Consider the following 11,640-nt stretch of genomic DNA (forward strand, 5'->3'; position numbering starts at 1 on the left):
AGTTAATACTGCAACGTGCCGTGAAAAGTCGCAAGAGGGGAATGGGAATGCCTCGAGAGGCGATGGTGGAGCCGTCCGGCGGATCGATGGGCAGTCGGTCGTTGCTCCGGAGGATGAACTCGCTCGGTGTGCTGCGCGCCCTGCTCCCGCAGCCGCTCACCCTGCGGGAGCTGGCGGACGCGTCCGGGCTGTCTCGCACGGCCATCGACGCGATCGTGACGGATCTCGTCGACATGGGCTGGCTCGAATCCGTCGAACGCGCCTCGGCGTCCCGGATCGGCAGACCCGCCACCGCTTTCAGCGTGCGGGCCGGACTCGGCCACCTCCTGTCGCTCGACATCGGCGCGAACCACATCCACGCCGTCGTGACCGACCTCGCCGGTGCCGTCCTGGGCCAGCGCACGGCACAGCTCGCCGAGGACACCGGTGCGACCGAGCGCATCACCCTGGCGCTGGCGACCGGCGATGCGGTGCTCAGCACCCTCGACCTCACCCGCGGGTCGGTGTGGATCGTCGCCGTCGGCTCCCCCGGCGCGATCGGCCGGGACGGCGAGGTGCTGCACTTCGGCGGGACGGGACTTCCGGACTGGGTCGGGTTGAACCTGCGCGAGCGGTTCGAGCGGGAGTTCGACGGAGCCGTCCTGGTGGAGGGCGACGTCGCGCTCGGCGCCCGCGCGGAACTGACCGTCGGCGCGGCACAGGGCCACCGCGACGTCGTCTACCTCCTCTGCGGCGTGCGCACCAGCGCCGCCTCCATCGTCGATGGCAAGGTGCATCGCGGCGTGCACGGTGCGGCAGGGATCGTCGGCGAGATGCCCGAACTCCGGTGGTCCCGCCTGAACGAGCGGTACGGCGAGTCGGTCCTCGGCTCACCACGGCCGTCCCGCGAGGAGATCTTCGATGCGGCTCGCGCCGGTGATCGGATCGCCCTGACGGCGATGGACGAGTTCGCGGACGACCTGGCCACCGGCGCGGCGGCCATGGTCCTCGCACTCGATCCGGAACTCCTCGTGGTCGGCGGCGGCAGCGCTCCGGGCGCGGACGTCTTCCTGCCGCGTTTCATCCGCGCCCTCGGCGAGATCTGCCCGCTGCCACCGGACGTGGTCGTCTCCTCGCTGGGTTCGGAGGCGGTGGCGATGGGTGGCGTGAGCCTGGCGTCCCAGCACCTCGACACCGTCCTGCAGACGGCCGTCCGAGACGTGGAGCGGTTCCCCGACCCGGACGGAGCGCAGCTGCTCGTCAAGCGGACCGCAGCGCCCTGAGCCGTCACAGCCCGCGGCGGGTGGTGGCTCAGCGACCGCCGAGCTGCGCGGCGAGGACCGACGACCGTCGCTCGGGGATCGCCGCGTCGTAGACGTCCTGGATCACGTCGAACGCCTTCCGCGCTTCTGCGGGGTGGAGCCAGAAGGCGCCCGGCTCGTCGAGCCCCGCGTAGAAGTCCTGGATCAGCCGTTCATGGGACACGCCCCAGTAGGCACGCGCTCCGCTGGCCATCACCCGCTCGACGGTGGTCTCGACGCGTCCATCGGCGAAGCGTGCGGTGAGTTCGGCCCCCAAGCTCAGCGTGCCCAGCTCGCAGACGACGTCGATCGTCACGGGCAGGTTCGCGACCCCGGCGACCGTCGCGTAGACCGTGCTCGTCGCGCCACCCGCGTGCACGATGCGCAGCTCGGCCGTGTCCTCGACCTCGATCACCTCGGCGAGCGCGCGGGTGGCGATCGACCCCGTCGCCTCGAGCGGGTCGCCGACCAACCACTGCACGAGGTCGATGGTGTGGATCGCCTGGTTCATGAGGAGTCCACCGCCGCCGGTCTCCCAGCGACCGCGCCACGGGCGATCCTCGTAGTAGGCCGCCGTCCGATGCCACGGCACGACCGCCGAGGCGCCGAGCACTGCGCCGAGCTCACCCGAGTCGAGGAGTTCCTTGGCGCGCTCCGCCGGCTGGTTGTAGCGGTTCTGGAAGCACACCGCGATCTTCGCGCGACTGTGCTCCGCCGCGGCCAGGAGCCGTTCGGCCTCATTGCGCGTGTGGGCGAGGGGCTTCTCGAGGATGACACTGATCCCGCGCTCGAGCGCCCGGATCGCCTGGTCGGCGTGCAGGTGGTGCGGGGTGCAGATGTGGACGACGTCGGGTCGCGCCTCCTCGAACAGTCGATCGAGGTCGGTGAAGCCCGGGACACCCGTCGCAGCCGTCGCCGCATCGAGCCGGCCGGCGTCGACGTCGCACACCGCCACGAGCTGCGCACCGGGCACCGTTCCGATCGCCGCGATGTGGAGGGCGGAGATGTCGCCGCACCCGACCACGGCGACGCGACGGAGGACGGGTGCGGGCCCGCGGCTCATCGCAGTTCGATCCCCAGCTCGTCGGTGAGCCTCCGGAAGGCCCGGGCGGCCACGCCGAACGAGGCGGGACCCGAGAAGCCGCCGAGCGCGTGGGTGTCGGCGAGGTGCGGCTCGAGCGAGGCGAACCCCGCGTAGCCGTCGTCGCGCAACGCCGTGAGCGTTTCACGCAGTTGCCCGTCGCCCTCGCCGGACGGCACGACCTGGCCGCTCTCGGCGACCGCGTCCTTGACCTGCAGGTAGTCGAGGTACGGGCGCAGCATCGCATAGCCGTCGTCGAACGGCGCGACGCCCACCTGGACGAAGTTCGCGTTGTCCCAGGCGAGGCGGAGTGCAGGCGATCCGACGGACTCGACGAGGTCGAGAATGCGCTCCGGGACGTCGCCGTAGATGTCCTTCTCGTTCTCGTGCAGGAGCACGACCCCCTCCCGCTCGGCCAGGTCGGCGAGCAGGCGCATGCGGACCAGGACGTCGTCGCGGATGGCCTCCACCGGCACGCCCTCACCGCGGAAGAAGGAGAAGATCCGGATGTTGGGGGTCCCGAGGGCATGTGCAGCGGCGATCGCTCGCTCGAGGCGGGCGACCTCCAGCTCGGCGTCGAGGGCCACGTCGACCTTGCCGATCGGCGATCCGATGGCGGACACGCCCATGCCGGACCGCTGCAGCTGCGCACCGAGTCGGGCGAGCTGGTCGGCGTCGAGGTCGATGATGTTGACGCCCCACGCGCTCCTGACCTCGATGTGCGATGCACCGAGCGCCTCGAGCACGGCGATCTGCGTCGTCGGGTCGGCGTCGATCTCGTCTCCGAAGCCCGACAGGGTCCAGCTCACCGGGTGTTGTGCATTCACGTGCGCTTCCGCCTTCGCGTTCGTTCTCGTCATCGGGAACCAGGCAGTCGGGCTGCCGGTCCTGTCAGCCTACGACTCTGGCAACCGGTTGACAACCCTTTGCAGCCGGAGGGGTCGCCCTAGGATGGAGCGTGTGACCGATCTCTACCTCGCGAGTACGACCGTGTCCTTCCACCGCAGCTGGTCCTGCGTGCTGTTCGACCTCGACGGCACGATCGTGGACTCGGCTCCCGGCATCATCTCCCGCATGAAGACGACCCTGGCGAACGTCGGTGCCGTCGTCCCGTCCGACGAGTCACTGCTGCGTTGGGTCGGGCCGCCGCTGCTCGACTCCTTCCGCGACTTCGCGGACATGGACCCGTTGCAGTCGCAGCTCGCCCTCACCGAGTACCGTCGCCAGGTCGCCATCGAGGGCGCCGAGGTCGGCACCGCGGTGTTCCCAGGCGTCACCGGGCTGCTCGCGCGCATCTCCGAGGCCGGGATCCCAATCGGGCTCGCGACCTCGAAGCCCGAGTCACAGGCGAACACGATCCTCGACCACTTCGGTCTGAGCCAGTACTTCACCGTCGTGACCGGCGCCTCGGAGGACGAGGTGCGCAGCAGCAAGGCCGACGTCGTCGGCGAGGCCCTCCGACGCCTCACGGCCGCCGGCGTCGACACCTCCCGCACCGTGCTCGTCGGCGACCGCCTCCACGACATCGAGGGCGCGGCTGCACACGGGATCCCGACGATCCTCGTCGAGTGGGGCTACGGCTCGCCGGCGGAGGCCGCCGGCGCCCTCGCCGTCGTCCACTCGATCGACGCGCTGTCGAACCTCATCACCGGCTGAGCGGGCGGACGGCGACCGACACGGTCACGGGCGGATCGCTCGTGAGGCGCGTTCGAGCCCGTCCGCGATGACCCGGAAGTACGCCCATCGACCACGCTGTTCACGGGTGGCGAGTCCGGCATCGACGAGGATCCGCATGTGGTGCGAGACCGTGGGCTGCGAGAGCCCGACCGGCTCGGTGAGATCGCAGATGCACGCCTCTCCGCCCTCGCTCGCAGCGATCAGCGACAGCAGACGCACGCGAGTCGGGTCGCCGAGCGCTTTGAAGGTGTGGGCGATCCGTTCAGCCTCGTCGAGCGCGAGCACTCCGCCGGTGACGGGAGTGCAGCATGCGGCTACGTCGGCTTCCAGGAGCGGCGGTTCGATCGGCATGGACTCATCCTGACACGTCGTATTGACATTCGTCGATGTATCGATCAGTGTCGGCGTATTGATGTTTGTCGATTGGAGTTGGCGATGGTGAACGAGCTGCCCGTGATCGTGATCGGCGCGGGCCCGCAGGGCTTGGCAGCCGCAGCGCACCTGGTGGAGCGCGACGTTCCGGTGCGGGTGCTCGAGGCCGGCCCCTCGGCTGCCGCCGCGGTATCAGAGTGGGGCCATGTGCGGATGTTCTCCGACTGGTCGGAGTTGGTCGACGCGGCATCCGCCCGGTTACTCGCCCCGACCGGTTGGACGGCCCCGACGAAGGGCTTCCCGACCGGTGCCCAGTGGATCAACACCTATCTCGCTCCACTCGCCGAGGCCCTGGGCGAGCGCGTGCGGTTCGACGCCCGTGTGGTCGGAGTGTCCCGGCGCGGTCGCGACCGACTCGTTGACGCTGGGCGCGCGGAACAACCGTTCACCGTGCATGTCGAATCGGCGGACGGGGCGGAGTATCGATTGGATGCCCGGGCGGTCATCGACGCTTCCGGCACCTGGTCGACACCGAACCCTGCCGGCGCCGACGGCCTGCCGGCGCTGGGAGAAAGGGCGGCGTCCGATCTGCTCAGCTACCGGATCCCCGACTTCTGGAACCAGGCCGGGTTCGAGGGCAGGCACACCGTCGTGGTCGGCTCCGGACACTCAGCCGTGACGGCCGTCATCGCATTGGCCCGAGTCGCTCGCCGGCATCCGGACACCACGATCACCTGGGTGCTGCGCCGGGGCACGGTCGGGAACACCTTCGGCGGCGGCGATGCCGACGAGCTGCCCGCCCGCGGCGCCCTCGGGGTGACGGCGAGAGAACTCTTCGAGAGCGGTCTGGTCAACCTGGTCACGGGGTTCCGGGTCGAGCGCGTGGCTTGCGACGGAGACCGGACCGTGCTGGTGTCGGAGGACGGCCGCGAGCTGCCCACCGCTGATCGGGTGATCGTACTGACCGGATTCCGACCCGATCTGTCGTTCCTGTCAGAACTGCGGATCGAGCTGGACCCGTCGCTCCAGGCTCCGGTGCGGATCGCGGACGAGGTCGACCCGAACCTCCACTCGTGCGGCTCGGTCGCCGCGACCGGCGCACGGGATCTCGCGCAGCCGGAGCCGGACTTCTACATCGTGGGCGCGAAGTCCTACGGGCGCGCGCCGACCTTCCTCGCGATGACCGGCTACGAGCAGGTGCGCTCCGTCGTCGCCGCCCTGGCAGGGGACCACGCTGCGGCCAAACGGGTGGAACTCGTCCTCCCGGACACGGGTGTGTGTGGCGGGACCGGCCTGTTCGATGCGTCCGATGCATCGCCCGGTGGTTCCTGTTGCGCCGTACCGGAGCAGGTGCTGCAGATCGGCCGCGCGCCCGCGTCCGTCTGACCGCACTGCGGGCGCTACCGGGTGAGCAGGCTCGTGCGAATCCGCTCGGCGACGGCTTCCCGCAGCGGGCGCACAGCGTCGACGTCCCAGGCTTCTGGGTTCGGGAACGACCACTCCAAGACCTCTCCTCGCGGGCTGGCGGGAAGGGTCAGGCCGGGCTTCATGAGCACCACGATGTCGGCCTGATCCAAGTCGGTGGGGGTGACGGCGCGCGGCACACGGTCGGAGATGTCGAGTCCGAGTTCGGCGACGGTTGCGGCGACGGCGGGGTTCACAGCGTGTGACGGAGCGAGGCCGGCTGAGATCGCGGTGAAACGCTCGCTCGCAACGTGTTCGAGCAGCGCTGCACCGAGTTGGGAGCGGCCCGCATTGTGCTGGCAGACGAACAGGACGACGGGCTTGGTCGTTTCCATGGGGTGCTGGTGCTTTCGGGTCAGGCGGCGAGCAGGCGGGGAGCGAAGTCCGCGATGCGGCGCTCCAATTCGGTGTAGGCGGCGTCGAACGCGGCGTCGGTGCCGACGCGCACCGGGTCGGGGATCGACCAGTGCAGATCTCCGGCGACGCCGATCTCCTCGTGTGCGTTGTCGCACACCGTGATGACGAAATCGTCCGCGCCCAGCACGGCGTCGAGTGCGCTCGGCGCGCTCGACGGGAGCGCGAGCTGATGCCGTTCGGCGGCGGCGATCGCGCCGGGCGCGATCCGCTCGGCGGGGTGAGTGCCACCGGAGGCGACAGGGATGCTGCTCTGCCGCGCCCAGAGGGCGGCAGCGAGCTGCGAGCGTGCGGAGTTCGCGGAGCACACGAAGACGACACGGCTGGCCGAGCCTGCAGCGCCGGGCACCAGACCGTCGAACCAGCCAGGGGCGAGGTGGACGTAGCTGCGGCGCTTATCGCCTTCGGACGTCGTGCGAGTGATCATGCCGACGTGTTCCAACACGTTCAGGTGGTGGGTCAGCAGATTGCCCGGCGTTCCGAGCGCGACCCGGATCTCGGTCGGGGACAGGTCGCCCAAGGTCAGCAGGTCGATCATCTGCAGGCGCGTGGGATCGCTCAGCGCGGCATGCTTCGCCGCCCGCGCTTCGACCACTTCAGTTCGTTCGATGTTCATTGGTTCAATATTGACTGAAGTATCTTGGTGGGTCAAGATGATGTCGCCATGAACCCACCGAACCCCGCCCCCACCCCGATCCGACCGCATCTGTCGCGTCGGATGCTGGCCGAGTTCATCGGCACCGGACTCCTGGTGACGATCGTCGTCGGCTCCGGGATCATGGCGCAGCGGCTCTCCCCGGATGACGCCGGGCTGCAGCTGCTGCAGAACAGCCTGACGACCGCGCTCGGGCTCGCCGTGCTCATCCTCATCCTCGGCCAGGTCTCGGGCGCTCACCTCAACCCAGTCGTCTCGCTCGCGGACTGGTGGGTGAATCGCGGCATGGCGCACGGTCTGCCGACGCTGGACCTGCTGCCGTACCTGGTCGCGCAGATCGTCGGCGGGGCCGCTGGCACGGTGCTGGCCGGGGTGATGTTCGACACCGCACCAGCGCTCTCCACGACGGACCGGGCGAGCGCTGGGACGTTGCTCGGTGAGGTTGTCGCGACCGCGGGGCTCATTCTGGTGATCTTCGCCCTATCCCGATCCGGGAAGGGTGCGGTGACGGCGGCCGCGGTGGGTGCGTACATCGGGGCCGCTTACTGGTTCACCAGCTCGACGTCGTTCGCGAACCCGGCGGTGACGATCGCCCGCATGTTCACCGACACCTTCGCCGGCATCGCCCCGGCCTCGGTCGGCCCGTTCATCCTCGCGCAGGTCCTCGGCGCGGCCATCGGGCTCGGCCTGGTCCTCGTGCTCTACCCGACTCCCGCGCGCAGCACCGTCGGCGTCCCGGCTCCGCTCCCTCGTGCAACCCAGGCCTGAAAGGCACCCTCATGCATCTCGCAATCGTCGGCGGCAGCGACGCCGGTATCTCCACCGCTCTCCGCGCCCGCGAACTCGACCCCTCCGTCGACGTGACCGTCGTCGTCGCGGACGCTTACCCGAACTTCTCCATCTGCGGCATCCCCTACTACTTCTCGCGCGAAGTGGATCCGTGGCAGTCACTCGCGCACCGCACCCATGCCGACCTCGAAGCCACCGGCATGCAGCTGCGTCTGAACACGCTCGCCACCGGCATCGACGTCGACGATCAGCGCCTCACGGTGCGCGACGAGCGGGGCTCGCAGTCGACGATCCCCTACGACGAACTCATGGTCGGTACCGGGGCATCGCCCTCCACCGCGGGCATCGCCGGCCTCGACCGACTCGGACCGGCGGACGGTGTGCACCTGTTGCACTCGATGGGCGACACCTTCGCGCTCGAGCGGTACCTCGATACACATCAACCGGACACCGCGATCATCGTCGGCGCCGGCTACGTAGGCCTGGAGATGGCCGAAGCGCTCACCGTCCGAGGCCTCCAGGTCACCCAGTTGCAGCGCGGCCCCGAGGTGCTCTCCACCCTCGACACGGACCTCGGCTCACTCGTCCACGACGAACTCACGCGGCACGGCGTCGACGTCGTGACCGGCACCCGCGTGGAGCACATCAGCACGACGAGCGGCGGAATCACGGTGACCGGCCAGCAGGACGGGCGGGCATTCGAGCGCAGCGCGGACCTCGTACTCGTCGTCGTCGGTGTTCAGCCGAACACGGGGCTGCTCACCGAGGCCGGTGCGACCACCGGCGCCGCAGGTGCGGTCGTCGTCGACGAGCGGATGCGCACCGGCCTGCCACACGTCTGGGCGGCAGGCGACGGCGTCATCACCCACCACCGAATGCTGGGCGTCACGTATCTACCGCTCGGCACGACAGCGCACAAGCAGGGCCGGGTCGCGGGTGAGAACGCGATCGGCGGCGACACCCGGTTCGCGGGAAGCCTCGGCACCCAGGTCGTGAAGGTGTTCGACCTCGTCGCCGCACGCACCGGCCTGCGCGACCACGAAGCGACCACGGCCGGATACACACCGCACAGCTCCACAGCGATCGCGGACGACCACAAGGCCTACTATCCCGGGGCCACACCGATCAGCATCCGGATCACCGGCGCGACCGACTCCGGCCTGCTGCTGGGCGCCCAGCTCGTCGGCACGCGCGGCGCGGAGATCGCGAAACGTGTCGACACCTATGCCACCGCACTCCATCACGGGATGACGGTCGGCGCGATGAGCGACCTCGACCTCTCCTACACGCCGCCGCTCGGCTCGCCGTGGGATGCCGTGCAGCTGGCCACGCAGGCCTGGAGCCGCGACCGCCCCGGGTGGCCCCAGGAGGGTCTGGTTTCACCGACACCCGCTCACTAGGGTGATGACCATCCTGAGGAGGTCGACATGGCGGTGTTCACACGCGGTTTCGGAGGACGGGCACGGGAGCAGGACGACCGGCTCCCGCCCGGGCAGTTCCTCACCGAGGACTTCCCCGTCCTGTCCGCCGGGCCCACGCCGCGGATCGACACTGATGAGTGGGAGTTCCAGATCCGCACGGAGACGGGCGAGATCCACCGCTGGGACTGGACAGCCATGCAGGCGCTCCAGCAGGACGACATCACCCGCGACATCCACTGCGTGACCCGCTGGACGAAGCTCGGCACGAGCTGGCAGGGCGTCTCCCTCGACACGCTCTTCGCCGAGGTCGAGAGCGGCTACGACTTCGTGATGGCCCACTCCTACGGCGGCTACACGACCAACGTCCCACTCGACGACCTCCTGGACGGCAAGGCCTGGATCGCCACCGGCTTCGACGGCGAGCCGCTCGCCGCGGAGCACGGCGGGCCGGCGAGGCTCCTCATCCCGCACCTCTACTTCTGGAAGAGCGCGAAGTGGATCCGCGGCCTCGTCATGCAACAGGACGACGAACCGGGGTTCTGGGAGCAGAACGGCTATCACGCCTACGGTGACCCCTGGCTCGAACAGCGGTACTCGTGAGGCGCACGGGCCATGTCGACGCCTGGAAGGCGGCCACCGTGGTCGCGGCGACGCAGCTGACCCCGTCGGGGCGGAGCCTCATCCTCGACGCCCCCGGCTGGGGCGGGAACCTCGCCGGGCAGCACGCCGACGTCCGCCTCACCGCACCCGACGGCTACCAGGCGGTCCGCTCCTATTCGATCGCCTCGGCGGACGCCGGTGACCGCATCGAGATCGCCGTCGACCGGGTCCCCGACGGCGAGGTCTCTCCGTTCCTCGTCGACGCGATCGAGGTCGGCGACCAGGTCGAGGTGCGGGGGCCGTTGGGCGGCTGGTTCGTCTGGCGACCCGAGGACACGGAGCCGGTCCTCCTGATCGGCGGAGGTTCGGGCATCGTGCCGCTCATGGCGATGGTGCGAGCGCACGAGGCGGCCGGGACCACGACGCCGTTCCGACTCGTGTACTCGGTCCGCTCACCGCAGGACGCCTTCTTCGCCGACGAGCTCGCTGCGGCGACCGGAGTCGAGGTCACCTGGATCTACACCCGGCGAGCGCCCGACGGCTGGGCTCGTCCCGCCGGCCGCCTGGTCGCGGCCGACCTGCAGGCGCTCGAGGCCGCCGGCGACGAGGCCCCGTCGGTGTTCGTCTGCGGACCGACCGGATTCGTCGAGGCGGTCGCCGACACCCTCGTCGCGATCGGCCACGATCCCGCCCGCATCAAGACCGAGCGGTTCGGAGGCGCGTGATGACCTCGCATCTGGACGGGAACGTCCTCGCCGGAACCCTGTCGGAACTGACCGGCACCGACCCGAGCGGGACGATGTCGCAGTGCCTCGGGTGCCGCGACGTCTCGCCCCTCGCGGCGGAGCTGGTCTTCGGCACCCCGGACGCGTGGGTGGTGCGCTGTCGGCTCTGCGACGACGTCCTGCTCGTCGTCCTCCATCACGAGGAGACCACGCGCGTCACCCTCGACGGCGTTCGCTGGTGGACTGACCTCGGTTGACGACATCCCGCCGGGTACCGAGTCGTGTTACAGTACCGGCATGGAACGAGATAGCAAGCTCGCGGCACTCCGCCGAGGCATGCTCGAACCCCTCGTGCTCGCTTCGGTCGAGCATCAGCGACGCTACGCGGGCGAGATAGCGACGGCGCTCCGCGAAGCCGGCTTCCCCGTCCAGGAAGCCACGCTGTATCCACTCCTGAACAAGCTCCGACGCGAAGACCTCCTGGCGCACGACTGGCAGGAGTCCACGTCCGGCCCGCCTCGCAAGTACCTCTCCCTAACCGAAGCCGGACGAGTACAGCTGCGGAACTTCCGCACCTATTGGTCCTCCCTCACCGACTTGATCACGACGATCGGACACTGACATGGAACAGATCCACCACATGAGCCTGAGTGGGCATGCGGAGACGATCCCGCTGACGGCCGCCGCACACGCCCACCTGGTCCGCTACCTGTCGAACACCCGCGCCGCACTCGGCACCGACCCCGATGCGGACGAGACCGTACGCGACCTCGAGACGACGCTCGGAGACCGCCTGCGATCGATGACCACGACCCCTGGCTCCGCGATCGACGACGAACAGCTCGCGAGGATCCTCGCGGAGACGGGCTCCGTCGAGCAGGAAGCACCGCCGACCCGGATCCTCGCCTATCCCGCTCGCGGTCGATTCTTCTGTCGCATCGGGGAAGGGAGCTGGTTCGGCGGCCTGTGCGCTGGCATCGCCGCGTACGGCGACTTCCGCGTGGACTGGGTCCGCACCGTCGCCCTCTTCCTCCTCCTCTTCACAGGCGGGACCGCCGGTCTCATCTACCTGGCACTCCTCCTCATTCTGCCGAAGGTCGACACGGTTGCCGAGTATCGGCGCCAGTGTTCGGAGCCAGCGCCGAGTCGATGAGGTGGCTTC

At 69.6% G+C, this 11,640-nt stretch carries 15 protein-coding genes; 10 read left to right on the forward strand and 5 right to left on the reverse strand.

What is annotated here, in order from left to right; genetic code table 11:
* The first annotated feature begins 47 nt into the window (after positions 1–47).
* Positions 48–1,262, forward strand: coding sequence for an ROK family protein (locus tag ACQ3HE_RS11055; RefSeq protein ID WP_430892794.1), 1,215 nt, complete (start codon positions 48–50; stop codon positions 1,260–1,262).
* 28 nt (positions 1,263–1,290) lie between these two features.
* Here ACQ3HE_RS11055 and ACQ3HE_RS11060 read toward each other — a convergent pair whose 3' ends face one another.
* Complete coding sequence (locus ACQ3HE_RS11060) at positions 1,291–2,343, reverse strand: Gfo/Idh/MocA family protein (RefSeq protein WP_430892795.1); 1,053 nt, start codon at positions 2,341–2,343, stop codon at positions 1,291–1,293.
* Complete coding sequence (locus tag ACQ3HE_RS11065; protein WP_430892796.1) at positions 2,340–3,221, reverse strand: sugar phosphate isomerase/epimerase family protein; 882 nt, start codon at positions 3,219–3,221, stop codon at positions 2,340–2,342. Before ACQ3HE_RS11065 ends, ACQ3HE_RS11060 begins: the two co-directional genes overlap by 4 nt.
* Before the next feature lie 100 nt (positions 3,222–3,321).
* Here ACQ3HE_RS11065 and ACQ3HE_RS11070 point away from each other — a divergent pair, with 100 nt between their 5' ends.
* Complete coding sequence (locus ACQ3HE_RS11070; protein ID WP_430892797.1) at positions 3,322–4,017, forward strand: HAD hydrolase-like protein; 696 nt, start codon at positions 3,322–3,324, stop codon at positions 4,015–4,017.
* 24 nt (positions 4,018–4,041) lie between these two features.
* Here ACQ3HE_RS11070 and ACQ3HE_RS11075 read toward each other — a convergent pair whose 3' ends face one another.
* A complete protein-coding gene (locus ACQ3HE_RS11075) occupies positions 4,042–4,389 on the reverse strand; it encodes an ArsR/SmtB family transcription factor (RefSeq protein WP_430892798.1) in 348 nt (115 codons plus the stop codon).
* An 84-nt stretch (positions 4,390–4,473) separates the two neighbouring features.
* Between ACQ3HE_RS11075 and ACQ3HE_RS11080 the strand changes: the two genes are divergently transcribed.
* Positions 4,474–5,796: an NAD(P)-binding domain-containing protein gene (locus ACQ3HE_RS11080; protein ID WP_430892799.1), complete on the forward strand. Its 1,323-nt coding sequence runs from the start codon at positions 4,474–4,476 to the stop codon at positions 5,794–5,796.
* Positions 5,797–5,810: 14 nt separating this feature from the next.
* Here the strand turns inward: ACQ3HE_RS11080 and ACQ3HE_RS11085 are convergent, their stop codons facing one another.
* Together ACQ3HE_RS11085 and ACQ3HE_RS11090 are read right to left on the reverse strand one after the other, a co-directional pair.
* Positions 5,811–6,209, reverse strand: a complete 399-nt coding sequence (locus tag ACQ3HE_RS11085) for an arsenate-mycothiol transferase ArsC (RefSeq protein ID WP_430892800.1) — start codon at positions 6,207–6,209, stop codon at positions 5,811–5,813.
* Between the two features lie 20 nt (positions 6,210–6,229).
* Positions 6,230–6,904, reverse strand: coding sequence for an arsenate reductase/protein-tyrosine-phosphatase family protein (locus ACQ3HE_RS11090; protein ID WP_430892801.1), 675 nt, complete (start codon positions 6,902–6,904; stop codon positions 6,230–6,232).
* Between the two features lie 48 nt (positions 6,905–6,952).
* Between ACQ3HE_RS11090 and ACQ3HE_RS11095 the strand changes: the two genes are divergently transcribed.
* Genes ACQ3HE_RS11095 through ACQ3HE_RS11125 form a run of 7 tightly spaced genes read left to right on the forward strand, consistent with a single transcriptional unit; the run spans position 6,953 to position 11,631 of the window.
* Positions 6,953–7,711, forward strand: a complete 759-nt coding sequence (locus ACQ3HE_RS11095; protein WP_430892802.1) for an aquaporin — start codon at positions 6,953–6,955, stop codon at positions 7,709–7,711.
* A gap of 11 nt (positions 7,712–7,722) precedes the next feature.
* On the forward strand, positions 7,723–9,132 hold the full coding sequence (locus ACQ3HE_RS11100; protein ID WP_430892803.1) for an FAD-dependent oxidoreductase: 1,410 nt from the start codon (positions 7,723–7,725) through the stop codon (positions 9,130–9,132).
* A gap of 27 nt (positions 9,133–9,159) precedes the next feature.
* Entirely contained in the window at positions 9,160–9,753 is a 594-nt protein-coding gene (locus ACQ3HE_RS11105) for a sulfite oxidase-like oxidoreductase (RefSeq protein WP_175116669.1), read from the forward strand.
* A complete protein-coding gene (locus tag ACQ3HE_RS11110) occupies positions 9,750–10,478 on the forward strand; it encodes a ferredoxin reductase (protein WP_430892804.1) in 729 nt (242 codons plus the stop codon). Before ACQ3HE_RS11105 ends, ACQ3HE_RS11110 begins: the two co-directional genes overlap by 4 nt.
* A complete protein-coding gene (locus ACQ3HE_RS11115) occupies positions 10,478–10,735 on the forward strand; it encodes a DUF6510 family protein (RefSeq protein WP_430892805.1) in 258 nt (85 codons plus the stop codon). Before ACQ3HE_RS11110 ends, ACQ3HE_RS11115 begins: the two co-directional genes overlap by 1 nt.
* Positions 10,736–10,775: 40 nt before the next feature.
* Positions 10,776–11,099: a PadR family transcriptional regulator gene (locus tag ACQ3HE_RS11120; RefSeq protein WP_430892806.1), complete on the forward strand. Its 324-nt coding sequence runs from the start codon at positions 10,776–10,778 to the stop codon at positions 11,097–11,099.
* Between the two features lies 1 nt (position 11,100).
* Positions 11,101–11,631 (forward strand): PspC domain-containing protein, encoded by a 531-nt coding sequence (locus tag ACQ3HE_RS11125; RefSeq protein WP_430892807.1) that lies wholly within the window; start codon positions 11,101–11,103, stop codon positions 11,629–11,631.
* The last annotated feature ends 9 nt before the right edge of the window (positions 11,632–11,640 follow it).

This window comes from Plantibacter auratus (assembly GCF_050587365.1).
Lineage (GTDB): Bacteria > Actinomycetota > Actinomycetes > Actinomycetales > Microbacteriaceae > Plantibacter > Plantibacter auratus.

Bases quoted from the DNA above. Each gene is read 5' to 3' on its own strand.
- ACQ3HE_RS11115 (WP_430892805.1), top strand. From the start codon at position 10,478: ATGACCTCGCATCTGGACGGGAACGTCCTCGCCGGAACCCTGTCGGAA.
- ACQ3HE_RS11055 (WP_430892794.1), top strand. From the start codon at position 48: ATGCCTCGAGAGGCGATGGTGGAGCCGTCCGGCGGATCGATGGGCAGT.
- ACQ3HE_RS11100 (WP_430892803.1), top strand. From the start codon at position 7,723: ATGCATCTCGCAATCGTCGGCGGCAGCGACGCCGGTATCTCCACCGCT.
- ACQ3HE_RS11065 (WP_430892796.1), bottom strand. From the start codon at position 3,221: ATGACGAGAACGAACGCGAAGGCGGAAGCGCACGTGAATGCACAACAC.
- ACQ3HE_RS11095 (WP_430892802.1), top strand. From the start codon at position 6,953: ATGAACCCACCGAACCCCGCCCCCACCCCGATCCGACCGCATCTGTCG.
- ACQ3HE_RS11090 (WP_430892801.1), bottom strand. From the start codon at position 6,904: ATGAACATCGAACGAACTGAAGTGGTCGAAGCGCGGGCGGCGAAGCAT.
- ACQ3HE_RS11105 (WP_175116669.1), top strand. From the start codon at position 9,160: ATGGCGGTGTTCACACGCGGTTTCGGAGGACGGGCACGGGAGCAGGAC.
- ACQ3HE_RS11125 (WP_430892807.1), top strand. From the start codon at position 11,101: ATGGAACAGATCCACCACATGAGCCTGAGTGGGCATGCGGAGACGATC.
- ACQ3HE_RS11120 (WP_430892806.1), top strand. From the start codon at position 10,776: ATGGAACGAGATAGCAAGCTCGCGGCACTCCGCCGAGGCATGCTCGAA.
- ACQ3HE_RS11060 (WP_430892795.1), bottom strand. From the start codon at position 2,343: ATGAGCCGCGGGCCCGCACCCGTCCTCCGTCGCGTCGCCGTGGTCGGG.
- ACQ3HE_RS11075 (WP_430892798.1), bottom strand. From the start codon at position 4,389: ATGCCGATCGAACCGCCGCTCCTGGAAGCCGACGTAGCCGCATGCTGC.
- ACQ3HE_RS11085 (WP_430892800.1), bottom strand. From the start codon at position 6,209: ATGGAAACGACCAAGCCCGTCGTCCTGTTCGTCTGCCAGCACAATGCG.
- ACQ3HE_RS11080 (WP_430892799.1), top strand. From the start codon at position 4,474: ATGGTGAACGAGCTGCCCGTGATCGTGATCGGCGCGGGCCCGCAGGGC.